This window comes from Planctobacterium marinum, from assembly GCF_020687805.1.
Taxonomy (GTDB): Bacteria; Pseudomonadota; Gammaproteobacteria; order Enterobacterales; family Alteromonadaceae; genus Planctobacterium; species Planctobacterium marinum.
The window spans coordinates 1,086,969-1,107,460 of sequence record NZ_JAJEWQ010000001.1 but is presented as its reverse complement, the minus strand read 5'-3'; the positions used below and the strand labels follow the sequence as shown (position 1 = coordinate 1,107,460).

The 20,492-nt window shown below is 45.1% G+C and carries 13 protein-coding genes; 4 read left to right on the top strand and 9 right to left on the bottom strand.

All coding sequences use genetic code 11. The features are described from left to right. Window positions 1–7 precede the first annotated feature (7 nt). From LJ740_RS04910 to LJ740_RS04880, 7 genes are all read right to left on the bottom strand, one after another. Window positions 8–847, bottom strand: a complete 840-nt coding sequence (locus tag LJ740_RS04910) for a helix-turn-helix domain-containing protein (RefSeq protein WP_229527927.1) — start codon at window positions 845–847, stop codon at window positions 8–10. A 119-nt stretch (window positions 848–966) separates the two neighbouring features. Beyond that, window positions 967–2,454 (bottom strand): sigma-54 interaction domain-containing protein, encoded by a 1,488-nt coding sequence (locus tag LJ740_RS04905; protein WP_229527926.1) that lies wholly within the window; start codon window positions 2,452–2,454, stop codon window positions 967–969. Between the two features lie 199 nt (window positions 2,455–2,653). After that, the gene (locus LJ740_RS04900) at window positions 2,654–4,564 is read right to left on the bottom strand and encodes a methyl-accepting chemotaxis protein (protein ID WP_229527925.1); all 1,911 of its coding nucleotides are present in this window, start codon (window positions 4,562–4,564) and stop codon (window positions 2,654–2,656) included. A 283-nt stretch (window positions 4,565–4,847) separates the two neighbouring features. Beyond that, entirely contained in the window at window positions 4,848–5,765 is a 918-nt protein-coding gene (locus tag LJ740_RS04895; RefSeq protein ID WP_229527924.1) for a hypothetical protein, read from the bottom strand. Between the two features lie 379 nt (window positions 5,766–6,144). Beyond that, a complete protein-coding gene (locus tag LJ740_RS04890) occupies window positions 6,145–7,071 on the bottom strand; it encodes a substrate-binding periplasmic protein (protein WP_229527923.1) in 927 nt (308 codons plus the stop codon). Between the two features lie 195 nt (window positions 7,072–7,266). After that, window positions 7,267–9,969: a TonB-dependent receptor gene (locus tag LJ740_RS04885; protein WP_229527922.1), complete on the bottom strand. Its 2,703-nt coding sequence runs from the start codon at window positions 9,967–9,969 to the stop codon at window positions 7,267–7,269. A gap of 90 nt (window positions 9,970–10,059) precedes the next feature. Next, the gene (locus LJ740_RS04880) at window positions 10,060–11,466 is read right to left on the bottom strand and encodes a glycoside hydrolase family 28 protein (RefSeq protein WP_229527921.1); all 1,407 of its coding nucleotides are present in this window, start codon (window positions 11,464–11,466) and stop codon (window positions 10,060–10,062) included. A gap of 577 nt (window positions 11,467–12,043) precedes the next feature. Between LJ740_RS04880 and LJ740_RS04875 the strand changes: the two genes are divergently transcribed. The 4 genes from LJ740_RS04875 to LJ740_RS04860 all read left to right on the top strand — a co-directional run bounded on the left by LJ740_RS04875 (window position 12,044) and on the right by LJ740_RS04860 (window position 18,672). Further along, complete coding sequence (locus LJ740_RS04875) at window positions 12,044–12,949, top strand: diguanylate cyclase (protein ID WP_229527920.1); 906 nt, start codon at window positions 12,044–12,046, stop codon at window positions 12,947–12,949. Between the two features lie 224 nt (window positions 12,950–13,173). Further along, complete coding sequence (locus LJ740_RS04870) at window positions 13,174–14,646, top strand: glycoside hydrolase family 28 protein (protein ID WP_229527919.1); 1,473 nt, start codon at window positions 13,174–13,176, stop codon at window positions 14,644–14,646. 37 nt (window positions 14,647–14,683) lie between these two features. Then, window positions 14,684–16,126, top strand: a complete 1,443-nt coding sequence (gene uxaC / locus LJ740_RS04865) for a glucuronate isomerase (RefSeq protein WP_229527918.1) — start codon at window positions 14,684–14,686, stop codon at window positions 16,124–16,126. A 20-nt stretch (window positions 16,127–16,146) separates the two neighbouring features. Beyond that, window positions 16,147–18,672 carry a glycoside hydrolase family 88 protein gene (locus LJ740_RS04860; protein WP_229527917.1) on the top strand — a complete coding sequence of 842 codons (2,526 nt, stop codon included), beginning with the start codon at window positions 16,147–16,149 and terminating at the stop codon, window positions 18,670–18,672. A 56-nt stretch (window positions 18,673–18,728) separates the two neighbouring features. Here LJ740_RS04860 and LJ740_RS04855 read toward each other — a convergent pair whose 3' ends face one another. Both LJ740_RS04855 and LJ740_RS04850 read right to left on the bottom strand, forming a co-directional pair. After that, on the bottom strand, window positions 18,729–19,364 hold the full coding sequence (locus tag LJ740_RS04855) for an RpiB/LacA/LacB family sugar-phosphate isomerase (protein ID WP_229527916.1): 636 nt from the start codon (window positions 19,362–19,364) through the stop codon (window positions 18,729–18,731). A 142-nt stretch (window positions 19,365–19,506) separates the two neighbouring features. Continuing rightward, complete coding sequence (locus LJ740_RS04850) at window positions 19,507–20,484, bottom strand: family 43 glycosylhydrolase (RefSeq protein ID WP_229527915.1); 978 nt, start codon at window positions 20,482–20,484, stop codon at window positions 19,507–19,509. Between the last annotated feature and the right edge of the window lie 8 nt (window positions 20,485–20,492).

Genomic DNA, 20,492 nt, shown 5'->3' with positions numbered 1-20,492 from the left:
AAACTAATTACAGAGGTTGGATTTGTGACTGCATTTTTTGTGAGAGTTTCAACCATTGACGAGGTGTCTGACCGAGCTTTTTTTTAAAAATTCGGGTGAGGGCCGATGGATGTTCATAACCAACTTCACTGGCGATAAAATTTAAAGATTTGTCTGCTAATAATAGTTGTTGGGCTTTGGCGAGTCTGATATCTGTAACGTAATCTTTGGGGGTTTGGCCGAGAATCTCTTTAAAGCTTTTTGCAAATCGGGTTCGTGACATTGCTGCTTTTTTCGCCATATTATTGAGATTCCAGTTTGTTGCAGGGAATTGGTGTACTTCTTTGATTACCCGAGATAGTAAGGGATGATGTGCGGCTGTTAACATTTGCTGTTGAATCAGACCTTCTTCTATTGCAAACCTGAAAATTTGCAACACGAAAATATCGGTTAATTTGTCCAACATGGATTGTCGGGCAAAGCGCTGCTCAGTGATTTCACCTATGAGCCATTTTGCAGTACAGGAAATTTTACATTCAGGGTTTAACTGGAAATAAAAATAGTCAGGTAAGGCGGCGAAGATAAATGAGTCTTGTGACGTAGATAATGAAATACTGGCATTTATCATTTTTACAGGCAGATCACCGATGCTTTCAATCATATGAGGTACAGCTGCTGGCACAATAACAATAGCGGGCCGGTCTACTTGTATTACTTGTTTACCTTGTATCAGTATCCTGACGTTTCCTTTTTCGAGAAAGTGAAGTTGTCCTGTTTTGCCAAAATGCCTTGGTCCGCTCAGATTTCCCTGGTATTCGATCTTAGTGGTGAATGTATGCTGTGCCATTATTCCATTTAAAACTCGCATATTTTATTCTCGTGTTCAAAATCTATAAACATGTAAAACAGCCTTGGATAGTTCAACATAGTCAGTTTCATGTGGTCTGTTGAAGGCTGGTAAACTCAATTTAAGATAGCTATATGTGTTTATTTTGTTGGTGTGTTACTTGTACTGATGCCGAGCCTTTCCATTTTTGAACGAAGTGTATTAGGGTGAATTTTTAGAATTGTAGCCGCGCCTAACTTTCCTGAAATTCTGCCGTTTAGGGCTTTTAAAGTTTCTTCAATATGTTGCTTTTCTACTTCTGCCAGGCTGGTTAGGTTATTTTTTCCGACTGAATCTACAACTTTGTTCGGGTGAGAAATAACCCCTGAATTGTTGGCCAGTTCAGGTGCGATAAACTCGTCGTTAATTTTTATATTCGGAGATAGTGTAAGTATCGCTGCACGCTCCAAAACATTTTGTATTTCTCTAATATTGCCCGGCCAGGGGTAAGCCAGCATTTTATGCATTGATTCCGGAGTTAACTCTTTTAGTGTTTTGTTGAGCTTATTTTCCAACTTCTTTAGGGTGTAAGATATTATTAAAGGGATGTCCGAAATTCTCTCTCGAATAGGAGGTATCCACATAGGAAAAACATTTAGTCGATAGTACAAGTCGTAGCGAAATAAACCTGAACGACATAATGCACTCAGATCCTTGTGTGATGCGGCAATAATCCTGACATCTACCTTTAATGGCTTGTTACCACCGATACGCTCAAATTCCTGCTCCTGAATTACTCGCAATAACTTTATTTGAGTATCCATAGGTAACTCGGCAACTTCGTCTAAAAACAGTGTCCCTTTGTGGGCCATCTCAAATCGGCCAGCACGAGCATGTAAAGCTCCGGTAAACGCCCCCTTTTCATGTCCAAATAACTCGCTTTCAACGAGATTTCTAGGAATTGCCCCGCAGTTTAGTTTTATGAGTGGTTGACTCGAACGATTGCTTTGTCTATGAATCATCCTGGCAATGAGTTCTTTGCCGGTTCCGGTTTCTCCGTGGATAAGGACCGTTGCACAGGTTGTTGCTACTTGTTTTACTTCGTTTAAAACCTGTTTAATTTTGTGATGTTCTCCAATAAGCTCAGGAGTGCAACCATCATTTGTGTCGAAATCACCGGGCTTATCAATTTGATCTCCTTGAAGATTACGCAGCCTTTGAATTTCAATTAATGCACTATTTAACTTTTGTTCCTGAATTATTGATGCGCTTATATCTCTAAAAAACAGTAGAGCTCCAATGATTTTTTTATCTTCCAGCCAAGCGGTACAAGACAACTGTACCTGAAAGTCTGTTCCATCTTTTCGCCATAAAGTCCATTGCGAATAGCGTCGAGTCTGACCGTCCTGGAGGACTTTGTTGATTACATCGTCTGGCTTTAGAAGGCCGCTTCTACTATCACAATCACAACCTACAATGTCATGAGCTCTTTTACCGGTCAGTTCCTTGTCTGTCCAACCCGTCAGTCTCGATGCGGCATTATTCGCAAATACGGTTTCTCCGAATCTGTTGAACCCCAGCACGGCCTCATGTGTAATGTTGAGTAGTAAAAGGTTTAAACCCTTAAGTTGACTATATGTGTAATTCATAAACTAAAAAATCTGAAAATAAGCCTTCAAAAACACCTATGAGGTTTTCGGTCGTTTGCATTCTACGGCGGCTGATAATAGCGACGACATCAATAGCACTGTTGCCTAATCGTCCAAAAAAACATACTTTTTTGCTTTAAATTTAAATGTGGGTAAGTCAGGCATTATGAAAACGCCTGAAATGACTTCATTGAGAGAACTATCTTTTATGATTGCTTAAATCTAATGATTGAGCGAGGTTTTGAGCTGTTTCTGAAAGTCGTGAAAGGTGTTCTGAAGCAGAAGTTACTTCAGAAATAGTATTTACCATCTCAGAGCTTATGTTGTTAATGTGGTTTAATTGTTGCGAGATATCTCGTGCCACAATCGCCTGTTGTGTATTCGCTGTGGCAATTTGTGAAATCATTGAACTAACCTGTTCGAAGCTGTCGACAATATCTTCCATATTTTTCTTAGCTATGGAGGCAAGTTCAGTGCCTTCTTCAAGCAGAACCATGCTCTGTCTCATGCTTTCAACTGACTGTTGAGTTTCAATTTGATTACTGGATATTGTCTGTGCAATCTTATTGGTAGCGTTTTGGGTTTTACGAGCGAGCCCCCGCACTTCATCGGCAACTACTGAAAAGCCTTTACCATGTTCTCCAGCTCGCGCTGCTTCTATGGCGGCATTTAACGCAAGTAAATTGGTTTGTTCAGCAATGCTATCTATAACGGAAACTACTTTCCCAATTTCTTCACTGTTGTCATTTAGGTATTCTATTTTTGTAGAAACTACGGAAACTGCTTCAGCAATCTGGGTCAGTGAACCAATACTTTGGGTAACTGTTTCGCTACTACTACTGGCGTTGTTGTTGGCAGATTGTGTTGTTCCGGCAACTTGTTTCGCATTGTTACTAACATCGCCGACGGAACAGGTCATTTCTTCCATTGCTGAAGCACTTTGTGCGGTACAAAGGGATTGTTGGTTTACTAAATCGCTCAATGCAATACTAGAACTGGCCAATGCGACAGCTTTATGACCTACATCTTCGGCCACGTTTTTAAGTTTCGCAACTGATTTTGCCACCTGGGTTTTAATTTCCTCGTGCATCTGCTCCAAATTGTTTGACATTAAATTACTTCGTTGAGCAATAGCAACATAGTCGAGAACTATCCCTAAACAAGGGATAAGGTATGACAAAGTTTTTAAACCATGACTAATATTGAATCCATTGTCGAAAAGTACTTCAGACGAAAATGCCATATGAATCTGAGCCATAACCTGAGGCAACATGCTCAATATGAGACTGGAGTAGAAAATGGATGGGGAACGGCGGTTCAATATGGGCAATAATATTGCTCCAAGCACTATATACAATATAAGAGGTATTACATCGTAGGGCCTTTTGATGAGTGCATCTTCAAATTGACTCTGAGGCAGTTCCGCACTGGAGCTGGTTATAGAAATTATTGCTGCTGCAATAAATAAAAATATGGTAGTAGTGATTAATATTGGAATGTGTTGGCTTTGTTTGAGCCGTGTAAACAGTAGTAAAAACACCCCAAATAATAGTGTTAGGGCGCTGAATACTCGAGCTTCTGCCCAAGTGAATGGGATAAGCTGCGAATCTGGTGCAGAGACCTCAATAAGCCGAGATGCAGCGGCAGTGTGATACATATCCATACCACCTGCAGCTAACAATACCAGACCAATAAATGGCACAACAAAATTACGCTGAACTCTATAGTGGGCAAAAGCTAATATTGCGGTAATTACTGCAACCATTACCGCACTTAGCTCCAGCATCATATGCCAAAAGGCGCCGTTGAGACCATAAAACATGTGGTTGACGAATATTGCATTGGATGCTGATGGGTTAAACAAAATCATTTGTTGAGCTTTTTCTGCCAGTAGAACATGACTATCTACTTGTGCTGCATTATGTGAGTATGGTGACACACCCAGTTCAACGCCAAGTATATTCAATGTGTCGGGAAGCATACTCAACATCACTACGGTGATGATCAGCCACACGGGGGCTTTGTTAATATTTGGCATTGTCGGGTGCAGTCTGGATGAATCCTCAATGCGTAATTTATCTGCAACATGGATATTGTTCGAATCTGTCATTATTTGTGAGTACCGGTGTGACTGTTGTTGTGGCAGGGTTCAACGCTGGTTGTAGTCTTCCCTGGACTTTGCTTTTGCGTTAAACAAAGACAACAAAACTCGTGCCAGTTAAATGTAGAAAAGTAGAGGATGATTTAACTCATTGTTTAATATATGAAATAAATAAAATCGATATTCAGTAGTAAACGATTCTCTGTATGTGGGATACGACATTTCGTTATTTAGAACCATAAATGTCACTTCCTCGTTGTTTTTTAGTACAGGTTGCCAGGTTTAATTTGGTTTATCTATTACTGTATTCTTCAACCTTTTGTGCATATTGAGACCGTGCCTGGTTGGTTATTTGTTCGCGGGTTATCGATGCTTCGTAGTGGGGGAATTCTATATTGTATTGACCGGGTAAATTCTGTTCGAAAATTAACCCTAGTTCCTTTGTAGACAATTTCTTACCCACAGTATCATCATAAAGTGCTTTAGCTACATCGCTGCTTAATCCCATTTCATCAAGAGTCATAAGTAGATTGCCTCGGTGTAAATCCGTCGAATTGTCTGCGCCTAAACTGGCAACAATAACCCCATTCATTGTAAAAACTGCATCAACGGGTGTGTTTTGACGCTGTAGGTGTTTTTGATGCATTTCCAACTGTTGCTTTGCAGCATTACTTTGATTTTGTCGCTCTAAATGGTATTCACGTTCGACAAATTCTCTATAGGACTTTTGGTTGAACAATTCGAATGCTTCTGCGTTAGTTGGTGCACTGGTAGGTGAAAACTCAATAATTTCAACTCGATCGCCATACTGTTCTTTTAATGCCTGTTTTGCCTGACTGTGATTGCCGTTGCTGGCCAATGCGATGTAACCAAAATTATTTCGGCTGGTGATACTATCACCAAACATCATTGCAGGTTTCCCATCTACATAAGCAATAGCAGTAACGTCTCGCTGTTGCCCTTTAGTTAGCAGCATTGCTCTTGTGTCTTCGGGTGAAAGTGCATTAAGTTTTAATTCATGGGCTTTTGGAGCGGGTTCAAATTTCTGTAATTCGTGCGGCAATGGAAGTTTGTGCATCAATGAGGTACCCGTTCCAATGGCAATACCCTTTGATGGGTCATATTTTTCAGATTTAGATGCTGAAACAGACGCGCCTGATACGCCAGAATGTGCTTTAGCAGGCCACTGTACGCTATTTTCAACTTTCATGTTTGTTTTCCTGTTTATTGGTAGGATTCTTCGTAAGAGCGCTTATTTCTGCAAAAAACTCACCAATTTTATGCGTTTGCGGGAGGAACAATAAAAAAAGTCGTTTTGGTTTAAATGTTTAATAAGGCTGTTTCGGATGTACAGGGAGGGGGAAAGCACAGATTTGTGGGGTTGCTATATTGATATTTAGAAAAAGGCGATACAAATAAAAAGCGAAGTATTACATGTGTGGAGAGTCTTGGTTTGAATATTCTAGATTTTCCAAAGGCGTAATTCTCAAGACCTTTTAATGATAATGGTTTGTAGCGGAAACTTTTTGCCGGTTACAACTATTGCCACCTTGAGACTAAGAATGGCATATTCTGCGTGTTATATGTGTTTAGAGTTCTGCTAGTTTTGCATCTTTGGTTGTAGCACTATTACTTGCCATTGCATGTCTTGGGTTTTTGCCAATGTCATTCAGGCTGTAAAAGTAGTGGCGCTGTGATTCTGGTATCTCAAAATAGGGATTGTCCATTTCAATGATGCGTTTTGTTGCCAGGTTTGAGCGTTGTAAAATCTGGCCGAAATAGGCATTAAACAACAGATCATATTCTCCGGAATCAATCAGTTTCTCAAATCCGCGGCGAATGATTTCGGCCTGTTGTTCATTTTCTTTTCTGAAAAAGTAATACAGGGCACTGGGGTAGTGTAATGCCACGGAATCATTTACTGTCAGATTCAGCGCCTGGTGCGAGTCGAGTTCCTGCCAAATCTCAATAATTGAGCGGGGAAATATATCTATTCTGCCGGCATCCACGAGCTTAAACATACGATGATAGTCACTGACGGTTAACAGTCCTAATTCGTGGTGTTTTAAAATCCGGTTGTCGGGCCAACCAAGGCCTTGCACAAAGGTATAGTTTTTAAGTTGCTGCAGATCTGTGATAGGTGTAAAGGCCAGGTTGTTGTGATCATGCACTAATAGCATTCTGTAACCTAAAAGCCCTTTGGCAATGGGGATCTGTACCGCGTGATATTTGGCCAGTCTGTCTTTGTCTGCAGCAAACCACGCCATATCAATGTGACCTTTGTCCAGCAGGTGCAGTACCCGGTGTTGAGTGGCGTCTATCGGGATTGACGTGATGTTGAGTTGCGTGTCCTGCTCTGCCACGATGGCATGCAATAGTTTGATAGGGAATTGGCTGCGTTCGTCGGTTTGATCCTTAGCTACGGCGTAGGAGAGCATCGTTTGGCAAAGTACCAAAGGCGAATGAAAGGATAAGCTGATCAAAAATGTAAAAATGCTAAAACAGGTCAATCGCATCAATAAACTCCGAAGCCGCGCCAGTCAAAATACTGCCGACCGGGCAATATGTTTTTTCTTGATTTAATGCAAGCTTAGCTACTTACGGAGCATTGCTAAATTGAACTTTGGTTGTAAATGCGGGATGTTTTTTGATGACAGAAATAAAAAACCAGGGCAGTTTTGCCCTGGTTTTAAGGTCGCCCGGTGGGCTGATTACATATTGTATCGTACGCCAAAGAACACTTGAGTTCCGGTGTGATTGTACTCACGCATCAGGTTTAACGTGCCATCACCTGTGGTGAATAAGCGCTCATATTCGTCTGTCAGGTTAATCACTTCCAGCGTAACCGTCAGGTTATCGCTGTAGTTGTAATACGCTGATAAATCGATATGCGTTGGTCCTGTGGTACCGTGCTCAACGTTACCATTGCTGCCGCTAAAGTCAGTGATGTAATCGTCACGCTTGTTGGCAGAGATACGGGCTCCGTAGTTATCCTTTTCATAGTACAGGGTAAAGTTAAAGGAGTTTTCAGATAAGCCTGTAATTTCCCCTGAACTGGATACTTTAGTGAAGTTAGCTACCACACCTAATCCATCAAAAGGACCAGGCAGGAAGGTTAGCGGTTGCTGATACACTAACTCAATACCGTTTAGCGTATTCTCATCACTGTTTACACTGGTAATGTGCTCATAAGGAATGCTCCGCGGGTCCAGTGCGATTTGTGGATCGTACTGAGGGTCGTTGTCGATAAACGGATAGTAAGCGGAATCCACCAGACGCTCTTCAGAGGAGCTTTGGATCCAGTCGGTAACGTCTTTATAAAAGAAGTTGGCTGCAACCAATGCTTCTGGCTGGAAGTACCACTCAATGGCAAAATCCACATTATCAGACACGAATGGCTTCAGGAACGGGTTACCTGAAGTTATACGACCATTGATGTAATCAAAGCTGGGATTTCCAGGGTTAAGTGAACTCAGGCTGGGGCGGGTAATGGTTTGAGATAATCCCAAACGCACGACCACTTCATCGGTAGCGTCCAGCGACAGGTTCATTGCAGGCAGGAAGTTTTTATAATCGTTTTCGATGCTGACCGGATCTGCCTGGATTAAACCGGTAGACGTTGTTGTGGTTTCCACATAACGCATACCGAAGTTGCTACGCAATACCATGTCAGCAATATCATACTCAGAGCTCATTTCCAGATAAAAGGCAGAGGTTTCTTCCTGTACCTTCCAGGTTTGGGCATTACGCGGAGACCAGGTTTTATCCAGTAACTGATTATTGATAGCGTCGAAATCGGCAACAATAAAGGAATTTAGCGGGCCATCAAAGCCGCTGCCAAAGTCATCTACCGGCATAATTTCAGCAAAGCCTACTGCGGAAGCCTGGTCCGGGAAACCGTTAATTTGCTCTTCACTGTAGTTCACTACACGATCGTTAAAGGCGAAACCAGTTTTAATGGTGACTTCATCACCGATGTAGGTGAAATCCAGTTTGGCTGTATCGTTTTCACGCAGCACATCTGTGGCTCTCAGGCGACCATCTGACAAGTCATAAAAGCTGGCATCGTTAACGTCGTAACCATAATCCAGAGTGGGCACATTAGCATTATTGCTAAAGTCAAAGCTGAAAGTATGCGCCGTGTTGTTGGTCATGTTGTAACGATATTGCTCAGAGCGGGCATCAGATTCTGCAGTACCAAGCATGGCAGCCATGCTCAGACGGTCGCTAATGTTGTAAGTTCCTGACAATACGTATTGGCTAAAGTCTGTAGAAGAAATTTGCTGACGGCTCTCAATACGCGATTTAATGCCTTCATAGGTACCGGCTAATACCTGCTTGCCATTGGGGTGAACAGTAATCGCGGTAGGTGTTAATTCATCGAAAGTACTACGGAACATTTCGAAGAAATTGTACATGGTACGTTCGTTGTCCAGTGTCGATTGCAGTGTATCGAAAGTGAGCACAAGGTCATCGTTAGGAGCCCACTGAAACGAAGCTGTGACACCCAGTCGTTCCTGCTCGTTGCCGAAGTAATCCGGGCGAGGTAGGCGGGGTGTCCATAAGCAGTTAACCGGATCCACGGCTTCACCGTCAACTTCACAAGGACCTGTGTCAGTAGTACCGGTGACGGAGGTATTGCTGGTGTCAGCGAAAATACCACCACCGTCGCGCACAGGTGTTGTCCAACGCACGGTACCGAAACCTTCCTGACGTACTGTACGTTCAGAGTGGGCGATTGATAATAATGCGCCGAAAGTGTCGTCAGCAAAGGTGTCGCTGATCATAAATGCCATGCGAGGATCGACTTCTTCGGTGATTTCGTTGTAGCCACCTTGTGCTGATGCAGCAATATGAAATCCAGGATTGTCAAAAGGCTTGGCAGAGTAGAGATCTACGGTACCGGCAATACCACCTTCTTCCATGGAGGCCGTGGGTGTCTTTTGAATATCTACGCGATTAAATAGTTCAGAAGCAAACACGTTAAAATCAAATGAACGTCCACCATTTACGCCACCACCTGAATCGGTACCGTCGGTACTGGCCGGGATTTCCATGCCGTTTAAAGTTGTACGGGTAAATGTTGGCCCCAATCCGCGCAATGTAATTTGTCGGCCTTCACCGCCTTCCCGGGAGATAGCAACACCAGGTACCCGTTGAATCGATTCGGCAATGTTCAAATCAGGAAACTTACCAATATCTTCAGCAGCGATTGACTCTTTTGAGTTAACCGCAGAACGCTTTTCCATCAAAGATTTAGTCAGCGAGCCCCGGTAGCCAGAAACTTCAATAACTTCCAGGTTTTGCGCTTCGTTGTTTTCGGCCGCCTCAGTTTCTGCCTGTTGTGCACTCAAGGTGGCACTGGACAGACTGAGGGCAATCAGTACTGCAAGTTTAGTTTTTGTGTGATTCATAGTTTCCTCCCAAGAAAGTATAGTCTGATGTAAGCACTCCAGGGCGCTTAGCAAAAGTAATGTATGTTGTGTTGCAGTTATGGGTCATTACTATTCCGCCAGCCATTGAAGCTGACCAGTAATCTGGTACTTGCCGATATTGACCTTGCGCAGATCTAAATCGGACACATTCTTGACATCGAAAATATGCTCAGCATTTTCCACATTAACCTGCTGAAATTGCACTTTGCCCAGCGGCCAGTCGTCAGGTGCGCGCATAAAGAACACGGTATCCACCTGGGCTGCGTTGATGTCATTGAAGAAAATATTGTTGTACTGGGTTTTAAAGTTGCCACCCCATTGGCTGGGGTAGTCCAGTTGGAACCAAAACAGGTGATCGTATTGCCCAACAGTGGCTTGTTGAATATAGATATTTTCAACTTTACCGCCCCGGTCGGGATTGGCCTTGAAGCGAAAAGCGGCGCTGCCGCCCACCAATGTGTTATTAAGGAAGTACACGTCGTAAATACCGCCGGACATCTCACTGCCCAGGCCAAGGCCATCTTCGCCACCCATGGTATTGTTGCGTACCACGATAGAGTGGCTGGGTTTGGCAATGTTACGACCATCCAGGTCGCGTCCTGACTTGATCACTATAGAGTCGTCACCGGTGCTGAAGTGGTTGTTTTCCACTAACACCAGACTACAGGAGTCAACATCAACTCCATCGTTATTGGGAAAATGACTGTCTACTTTGAGATCCCGCAATGTGGCATGTTCGGTGTAAACAATATGGTTTACCCAAAACGGAGAGTTCAGTGCAGTGTAACCTTCCAGTAAGACGCGCTTCGCGTTCAATATTTGCAGTAGGTCCGGACGCAGATAGTGGCCCTTGCCATACACGCGTTTGGCCAGTGGTTCGCCATCGAATCCTTGTTTTCTCAGGGCGCGAATGTCCGCGTCTTGTTGCTGATACCAGGCGTGGAACTGGCTGTCTGCATTGCCATCAATAATGCCAGTCCCTGTGATAGCGATATCTTCAACATGATTAGCATAAATTAATGGCGAGTAGGCGAATACCTCAGTACCTTCCCAGCGTTGTTCCACAACCGGGAGGTAGTGCGCTGGCTCTCCTGAGAATAACAGATGACTGCCTTCAGACAGGTGTAATTCAATGCGACTTTGCAAGTGTATCGGACCACCCACAAACCATTTTCCAGCGGGGACCGTGATTTTACCACCGCCTTGCTTGCTGGCATCCGCAATGGCCAGTTTTAATGCCGGAAGAATGTCTTTTTGCAATGATTCTGCATCTGCGTAGTCGCTTAGTTGATACTCTCTCGCCGGGATGTTGGGTAATTCAATTTGTTGCAGAATGTGTGACACTGCCTGGTCAATATCGTGTTGGGTGTTATTGGCGTGCGCAGAAACACTCAGCAATACCAGTCCGGTGGCGAAGAGATGTTTGACTTTGCCTATCCAATTTCCAATTGAAACCCTACTACACTGATTTTCCATTTATTAGCTCACAAATTCTGAAGTTACGTGTTTGAGATTTTTGTCATGGCATTGCTGTCGAATTAATGTCACGACTTTTTCACTATTGCTGCCACCGGTGGCATATTTAATCTATACAAACTTGCTACCGGTGGCAATGTTTTTTGTAAAAAATATGTTATTTATTTTTTAAAGACAGTGTTTGCGTATCGAAATGAAAACTGAGAAACACCCTTAAATCATTGAAATATATGTGTTTAAATTGCAATTTGTTATTTTGATGTTAATTCCATGTTGACATCACCTGTTGCTTTGTTAAACAATTGCTACCGGTGGCAATTGGGGTTTTCTGAAATTTTCCGCCGTCACAGGAGAGGACATATGTTGCCCGGGCCTGAAGGCAAAAAATTCTGATTCATTCCCTAAATTAGGTAACTAATTCATCCGGTAGCGAGTGGTTATTGCTGACGGGTAGGCGCAGGTAAAAAAGCAAAGTAGATATTCTGAAGCGTCACAAAAAGATGCGATTGCTTCACCCTGAATAATGTACCGACAGAAATCGCAATGCTGCAAACATCCATTGATAGTGAGACAGTTTATGTTCCGTAAAATCGTTTTTTTGATGTTAGTTTTAATGTTGTCAGCAACATCATCGGCAGCGGATCTGCAAGTTGGTATCAACAAAGTCAGGGCGCAAAACAATACCTACATGTTGAATCTGTTGAAACTGGCATTGAGCTACAGCGACAAGCCTTATCAGTTTGTCCAGACCAATGACCGGTTATCAAAAGATGCCCAATATCAGGCTGCGTTGCATGGCACTATCGCGGTGTTCTGGGGAGGGACTTCTCCCGAGCAGGAAGAAACCTTTATTCCGGTGCGAATTGATGGCTATCGCGGCCTGATGAGCTTGCGTTTTATGATTATCCGCGCTGATGAAATCGCCAGGTTTAGTCAGATCAATGATGTTAGTCAGCTGCTTGAAATTAGTATGGGGCAGGGACGGGGCTGGAAAGATGGCGACATTTTGCGTTCCGCAGGCTTTACCGTCGAGCTGTCTTCCAAAAAGAAAGGCCTGTTTCACATGCTGGAAGGAGGGCGCTTTGATGCCTTTCCCAGAGGCGCCACTGAAGCCTGGGCAGAAGTAGAAGCAAATAAAGACTTGTCACTCGCCGTTGAAGAGCACCTGATAATTCGCTATCCATTACCCACTTATTTTTTCGTCAACAAAAACCGTATTGAACTGGCGCAGGATATTGAACATGGATTGATGAGCGCGTTGCAGGACGGTGAATTTGACCGCTTTTTTTACAGCAGTGATCGGGTACAGCGGTTTTTACGTCGGGCGAACTTACAGCAGAGAAAAATCATTGATCTGAACAATCCGTTCTTAACGCCCGAAGCGATCGACAGCCGTAAGTACAACTTATCGGTGGAAGACTTAATTCAGGGGTGGCAGCGCATTCAGCAAGGTGAGTTTGCATTGCAATCTGACGAATCCTGAACAGATCGGATTATTGCATAGTGCCAGATTGGCAAATTTTACATTAACAAAATATTGACAAACTTCGGGCCATTAAGGAATAATTGCCACCGGTGGCATTATGAAGTTTGACATTATTTGGCAACACTAATAGCCATCTTGTCCAAACAGGACGTGTCTGGTGCCCGGCGCATTAAGCTGGCATGGTAAGGGCAAAAATGGTTTTAATATCAAAAAGGTAAACTATGACGTTCAACAGAAGACAGCTTTGCAAAGGGGTGATAGCGGCAACCGCGTCGTCGATTTTTTCCGGCTGTGCGACTTTACCGCTGGCAAAAACCAGCGATACAGCGCAGAACAACTCGCAAAATTCGATACATGACTGGCAAAGAGCGGATGAAATCCGCAAAAATACTATCGTACCCACATTCCCGGCGAAGCGTTTTGTGTTAACTGACTATCAGCCAGAGAACCAGTCAAATGATTATACGCAGGCGTTTGCTGATGCGATTTCGGCCTGCCACCAACAAGGCGGTGGTAAAGTTATTGTGCCGCCAGGTGTATATCCTACCGGCCCTGTTCACCTGCTTTCCAATGTTAATCTGGTGATAGAAAAAGGTGCTGACGTGCAATTTATCCCAGAACCCGAGCGCTATTTACCGGCGGTATTTACCCGTTGGGAAGGCATGGAATTAATGGGTTATTCACCGCTTATTTATGCCTATAAACAAACTAACATCGCGATAACCGGAGAAGGTACGTTATCCGGTGGCGCAGACAATCAAACCTGGTGGCCCTGGAAGGGGCCGCACAAGGAAAAACATTGGGAACTCGTTCCCGGAGAAGATCAAAAGCCCGCGCGACAAAAGCTGATGCAGGATGTGGAAGACGGCGTTCCGGTAGCACAGCGTCAGTACGCCGATGGGGCCTTTTTGAGACCGCCCTTTATTCAGCCTTACGATTGCCAAAACGTATTGGTGCAAGGTGTCACTATTAAGGATTCTCCGTTTTGGTTATTGAATCCGGTGTTGTGTAAAAACGTGACGGTAAACAAAGTGAAGTTTTTGAGTCATGGCCCCAATAACGATGGCTGTAATCCGGAGTCATGTGATCATGTGGTCATTGAAAACTGTATTTTTGATACTGGTGATGACTGCATCGCAATTAAATCGGGTCGCAATAATGACGGACGTCGCTTAAATACACCTTGTCAAAATCTGGTAATAGCCAACTGCAATATGAAAGAAGGTCACGGCGGTGTCGTGGTGGGCAGTGAGATTTCCGGCGGCGTTAATCATCTTTACGTGGAAAACTGCGTTATGGATAGTCCACATCTTGAGCGTGCGATTCGCATTAAAACCAACTCTGTCAGAGGCGGTAAGCTTGAGCATTTCCGGTACAGAAACATTACCGTGGGCAGAGCCAAAACCGCTGTCGTGATTAATTTTTATTACGAAGAAGGCGATGCCGGGAAATTTGATCCCACCGTGCGAGATGTAGTGATTGAAGACCTGGTATGTCGGGACATTTTGGTTCGTCCCTTTAATATTCAGGGCTTTGAACGCAAGCCCATTTACGACCTGACCCTGAAAAATTGCCACTTTCTCAATGAGTCGCCGAAATCTTCAATTGTCAGGAATATCAATCAATTTGAATTACACAATGTCAGTATCGCCGGCAAGACGATTGACGCTGCACAGTTAATTTCAAACAGTTAAACAAGGCCGTTAGGGCCATTAGCAATAGGATCGCATCATGCGTCAAACCAGAACTAAACTTAATTTACATCCGGATCGTCTGCTTTCCAGTGAACCCAATGTGGTGGCTGTGGCCAGAGAACTCTATCAGGACGTTAAGGATCTGCCCATCATCAGCCCACACGGACACACTGATCCTTCATGGTTTGACGAAAATCAGAACTTTGACAATGCAACCGTACTGCTGATTAAGCCTGATCATTATGTATTTCGCATGCTCTATAGCCAGGGGATTGCACTGGAAACACTGGGTATTCCCCAGCATGGATTAAAAGGCGACATGCAGGCTTCCAGAGATGTTGATCCGGTGGCGGTCTGGAAGATCTTCGCGCAAAACTACTTTTTGTTTGCCGGCACACCTTCGGGGTATTGGCTGGATTCTACCTTTGCCAACGTATTTGGCTTTGATGAAAAGCTCTGTAGCGAAAACGCCATGGAGTACTACGACGAAATTAACCGTCAACTGGTGCAACCGGAATTTCGCCCGCGGGCCCTGATGGATAAATTCAATATTGAACTCATTGCTACCACAGAAGGCGCTCTTGACGCCTTGCCGCACCATCGCAATATTGCCGGTACGGAAATGGAAAAGCGGGTTGTGAGTACATTCCGCCCGGACGATGTAGTGGATGCCAGTCGTGAAGACTTTGTCGCTAATATTGAGAAGTTAGGTGAAATCACCGGCGAAAATACCCAAACCTGGCAGGGTTACCTGGATGCCATTCGCTCGCGTCGTGCTTATTTTAAAGCGCACGGGCGCATTACGGCCACTGATCATGGGCACCCGACGGCGCGCACTGCCGATTTATCCAAACAGGAATGCGAAACCTTGTTTGCTGCCTGCATTAATGGCCAGGCCGATGAAGCAAAACAAGAGCTTTTCCGCGCGCAAATGCTGACCGAATTGGCGGGTATGAGCATTGAAGATGGCCTGGTGATGCAAATCCACCCTGGCGCACACCGCAACCATAATCAACAGGTGTTTGACCGTTTTGGCCGCGATAAAGGCGCAGATATCCCTTCCAATACTGAGTATGTCAATGCCTTGAAACCCTTGTTGGCAAAATATGGCAATGATCCTCGTTTGAACATCATCTTATTTACTCTGGATGAAACCGTCTACAGTCGCGAATTGGCGCCATTGGCCGGGCATTATCCGAGTTTAAAACTGGGTCCCGCATGGTGGTTCCACGACAGCCCGGCAGGCATGCTGCGTTTCAGACAACAAACCACCGAAACGGCCGGCTTTTACAATACGGTTGGTTTTAATGATGATACCCGGGCATTTTTGTCCATTCCCGCCAGACATGACGTGGCAAGACGGGTGGATTGCCGCTACCTGGCGGAGTTAGTGTGCAATCATCAAATCAGCTTTGATGAGGCAAAACAGATTGCATATCAGTTAACTTACGGCCTGGTTAAGAAGGCGTACAAGTTTTAATTTACAGTAGGGAGAAGATCATGAAATTCGCTGCCTCTACGCTCACTCGGGCGTTATCTTCGGTCATCCTTGGCGCCGCTATAGTGGGATGCAATAATGCAGCCCAAATCCCGACGGGTGACGCTGCGGCACAATCTGCTGCCAAGAAAGAACCTGATCTTGTAGCCAGTGCCGAAGTACACAACCCATCTGACTTTGCCCGCCCGGAAGAAGTGCTTTATTTTAGTTATTATGACCTGGGTCTGAACGGCGAGTCGCATCAGCTTAACGTGCGTAGCGGCAATGAAACGCTGCAAGCGGAGCAGGCCGATAAAGATTTAGATGGCCAGGCCGACGGGCTTTATGTCGTGGTGCCTTTGAAGGCGGCTGAAACCCGGCATATTGAAATAACACACAGTGCCCAAAAATCTGCACTGGTGAAACGCACACAGGCGGAAATAGCCACAAAACAAGGTGGCGAATGGCAGGCCCATTCAAAATATCCCGATACCCAGTTTAAAGAATATGTGGGTGGTGAGTTTGTTAATCAACAACAGGTAAGCCCACCGGAGCACTATACGGACCATTCAAACTGGATACGCTACGAAGGTCCAGGTATTGAATCTGATCAGGTCGGTTATCGCATTTATCTGGATCACCGCAATGGCTTTGATATTTTCGGTAAGCTGACAACGGATGTGGCACTGCAACAGGTAGGGCAGGACGGTTATGCTTCATACCATGATATGCAGGATTGGGGCATGGATATCCTCAAAGTAGGAAGCTCATTAGGGGCCGGCGGTTTTGGCCTGTGGCAGAATGAGACATTACATCTGATCAGTGATGCCAGCCAACGCACGGCCACTATTTTGGACAATAGTGCTTTACAATCCGCCTTCAGCATTGATTATCAGGGCTGGGAAAGTCCCGCCGGGGAGCAAGATCTGGCGGCAACCTTTGCCATGCAGGCGGGCAGCCCGCTGGTGAATGTAACACTGGACTTTCAACAGTCTGTGTCGCAAATGGCGGTGGGTGTGGTAAAACACAAAGACACTGAATTATTGCAGGGTAATACCAATATTACCGGCACAGCTTACACTTACATTGCCAGTTGGGGTAAACAATCACTGGATGGCAGTATGTTAGGTATGGCAGTGTTCTTTCCGCGTACATTGCTGGACGAGGTTACCCAGGATGAGGCAAATTATCTGGCGATTTTATCGCCAGAAGAGCGTGCCGAATCCGAGCCTATGGCCGCACAATTAACCTATTCTTTTGCGGCTGTTTGGCAACCTCAAAGTGGTATTGCCGATAAGCAGGCCTTTAAAGCCTACCTTGACAACACCGCTGAACAGCTAACGCAACCGGCACGGGTTAGATTGAAAACACAGCGTGCTGTAGCCGCTAAACAACAATCACCCGCGCTGGAAAAGCCACTCTACTGGAGCCAACAGTTGGCGGACAGTGAACTGGAGCGCAAAGGCTATGTTTATGCCCATGATGGCTGGGATGTGAATCGCCAGCGACCGCCTAAGTTTGAGTATGATATTGTCGGGCTTTATCCCTATGCGCTTTACGAATTGGCGAAAGCCACCGATGAAGCTAAATACAAAGAGGCTCTGCATCAAATTACAGGCAGCTTTATCAGCGATGATGGCAACATCAAACGCTATAAGCAGTCGAACTTTAATATTGATTCGGTAGCTCCTGGTCGTTCGGTGCTGGCTTTGTATAAAGAAACCGGAGAACAAAAATACAAACAAGCGGCTGATATCTTAAGGGCGCAACTGGTGTCCCATCCGAAAACATCGGAGGGCGCTTTCTGGCACAAGAAAAAATATCCTCACCAGTTGTGGTTAGATGGCGTTTATATGGGGATGCCATTTTTGGCGGAATACAGCCTGATGTTTGAAGATGGTCACAGTCTGGAAGAAGTGGTTAAAGAGTTTGAACTTACTCATCACTATCTGAAAGATGCCACAACCGGGTTGTATTACCACGCCTGGGATGAAGCCAAACAGCAAGACTGGGCCGACTCCGAAACCGGCTTGTCAGCGCATTTCTGGGGAAGAGGCCTGGGTTGGTTAGCCATGGCGCTGGTGGATGTACTGGAAATTATCCCCGAAGATAAAGCACAGTTGCGTATGCCCCTGATCACTATGGCAGAAGAGTTAGCGCTGGCGCTGAGCAATAGTCAGGATGAAACCGGCACCTGGTGGCAGATTATGGATAAACCGGGCGCCACAGGTAACTACCGGGAGTCCAGTGGTAGCGCCATGTTTGTGTACTTTCTGGCGAAATCCGTGGCCAATGGTTACATTGCACCTGAATACCAGGCTGTTGCTGAAAAGGCCTATGACGGACTGATCAGCGAATTTGTGTTGGTTCATGACAATGGCGAGATCAGTATGACCAATCAGTGTTATGTGGCTGGATTAGGCTTTGGCCGTGACGGCAGCTATCAATATTATATGTCTGAGCCGGTCTGGCAGAATGACCCTAAAGGCACCGGCCCCTTCATTTTAGCCGGTATTGCCATGCAACAAATGCTGCAACCTGTACGTTAAAATAAAAAAAGGGGGTAAGCGCTTTAGGCGCTTATCCCCTCTCAGATTTCTTATCTTCAGGCTACGAATTTATTGACAAACGCAGCGATGTTTTCATCCTGGCAATGGGTGAAAAAGCAATCCTGAAAACGCGGACCACCAACTGCCTGTTTCACCAATTCTTCATCGATACTATTCAGTGCCTCAAGGTAATCTTTGGCCACATCTTGTTTGAGCTGACTGAGAATACCGGCATTGGTTACCTGTGATTCTTTGCGTTCAGCCGGATAGCCCTGGCCGGTAACACCGGTAAAGGCTTTTTCGAAGATATAACGAATATTCAACTCTGCACCCCAGCCAAAACCTTTGGCAAAGGGCAGGGCCAGTGCATTACCGTTGTTGATTTGGGCAAAAAGGTAAGCGTCTGAAGGGTCAATACAATAACCACATACCACACCAGGAAAGGCGTTGGCGGCCATCAGTGCGCCCTGACCGGTACCACAACCGGTAACCACAAAGTCGACGGCTTTACTGTTTAACAACAGGCTGGCTATGATGCCAAGGTGAATGTAAGTCAAACGGTGGTCATTATCACCGTCCATGCCCACATTAAAAATGCTGTGGCCCTGGTCATAAGCAACAGCTTCTAATTGTTCAAGTACAATCGGGTTTTTGGCGGCCTGACTAAACTCGTTCATTAAGGCGATTTTCATACGGCAAACTCCTGAGTGTTAAAAAAGAATGATTTGATTCAGGCAACATAATGCCACCGGTGGCATTATGTTGCAAATTAATCCCGGAATAACCCATAACAATCGACTTATTCGCTGTCATTGGCATAGGGCGAAGAGACGGTTATTTCATAACCTTGTCGGCAAAATCGCGGATACCACTGTCTGTGCGTTTTACAGGCTGAATGGTGCCATCTTCATTAAAATACAGATATTCGGCCGTAGAATGGCGCTGTCTTTTGTGACAGTCTGAGTCAGTGGCCTGATACCAACGGTGGTAAAATAGCAGCCATTGTCCCTGATACTGCATAATTGAGTGATGATTATTGGCCTGGTGTTCCTGATCCATTATCTGTCCCTGGTATTGCCAGGGGCCAGTGGGTGAAGTGGCCATGTAATAGGTGAGCACCCGATTATTTTCCGGCATGGTGTAGTAGTAATTGTCGCCACGTTTAAAAACCCAGGGGCCTTCCATTTTGGGCTCATAGCCGCCCATATCCATTTTGATTAAATCCCCGTCAATGGCGAGCATATCATCCTGCATTTTTGCTACATAGTAATCGTGATTTTTACCATGAAAATACAACCAGGCAGTGCCATCGTCATCAATAAACAGACTGGGATCATTGGCATAGGGTTCGGTCCACAAAGGTTTGCCGATCGCATCCTTAAATGGGCCGGTGGGGGAATCACTGACGGCAATGCCAAGGCCCATCCATTTGGTGCTTTTCTCCGGGTTTACCCTGTCTTTAAAGCCGGTCCCGGCGGGAAACACCAGGTAATACTTACCATTTTTGTAGGCAGCGTCCGGAGCCCAGGCGTAGTTATCGGCCCAGCTCAAATCGTCAAGGCTGAGAATAACCCCGTGATTGGTCCAGTCTTTCAGGTTTTCTGATGAGAACGCCATCCAGTCCTGCATGTGGAAGTCCGCCTGGCATTCCATATCATGGCTGGTATACAGGTAAAGTCGACCATCTTGCCAGACATGAGCTGATGGATCGGCAGTTCTGAGGCCTTCTCCAAGCTCTAACGGATTAGCCATAACCGGATTTTGAGATAGCAGTAACCCTACGGCGGCTGCCGCAATACGTTTTTTAAACATGATAAAAG

Bases quoted from the DNA above. Each gene is read 5' to 3' on its own strand.
- LJ740_RS04910 (WP_229527927.1), bottom strand. From the start codon at position 847: ATGCGAGTTTTAAATGGAATAATGGCACAGCATACATTCACCACTAAG.
- LJ740_RS04905 (WP_229527926.1), bottom strand. From the start codon at position 2,454: ATGAATTACACATATAGTCAACTTAAGGGTTTAAACCTTTTACTACTC.
- LJ740_RS04900 (WP_229527925.1), bottom strand. From the start codon at position 4,564: ATGACAGATTCGAACAATATCCATGTTGCAGATAAATTACGCATTGAG.
- LJ740_RS04895 (WP_229527924.1), bottom strand. From the start codon at position 5,765: ATGAAAGTTGAAAATAGCGTACAGTGGCCTGCTAAAGCACATTCTGGC.
- LJ740_RS04890 (WP_229527923.1), bottom strand. From the start codon at position 7,071: ATGCGATTGACCTGTTTTAGCATTTTTACATTTTTGATCAGCTTATCC.
- LJ740_RS04885 (WP_229527922.1), bottom strand. From the start codon at position 9,969: ATGAATCACACAAAAACTAAACTTGCAGTACTGATTGCCCTCAGTCTG.
- LJ740_RS04880 (WP_229527921.1), bottom strand. From the start codon at position 11,466: ATGGAAAATCAGTGTAGTAGGGTTTCAATTGGAAATTGGATAGGCAAA.
- LJ740_RS04875 (WP_229527920.1), top strand. From the start codon at position 12,044: ATGTTCCGTAAAATCGTTTTTTTGATGTTAGTTTTAATGTTGTCAGCA.
- LJ740_RS04870 (WP_229527919.1), top strand. From the start codon at position 13,174: ATGACGTTCAACAGAAGACAGCTTTGCAAAGGGGTGATAGCGGCAACC.
- uxaC (WP_229527918.1), top strand. From the start codon at position 14,684: ATGCGTCAAACCAGAACTAAACTTAATTTACATCCGGATCGTCTGCTT.
- LJ740_RS04860 (WP_229527917.1), top strand. From the start codon at position 16,147: ATGAAATTCGCTGCCTCTACGCTCACTCGGGCGTTATCTTCGGTCATC.
- LJ740_RS04855 (WP_229527916.1), bottom strand. From the start codon at position 19,364: ATGAAAATCGCCTTAATGAACGAGTTTAGTCAGGCCGCCAAAAACCCG.
- LJ740_RS04850 (WP_229527915.1), bottom strand. From the start codon at position 20,484: ATGTTTAAAAAACGTATTGCGGCAGCCGCCGTAGGGTTACTGCTATCT.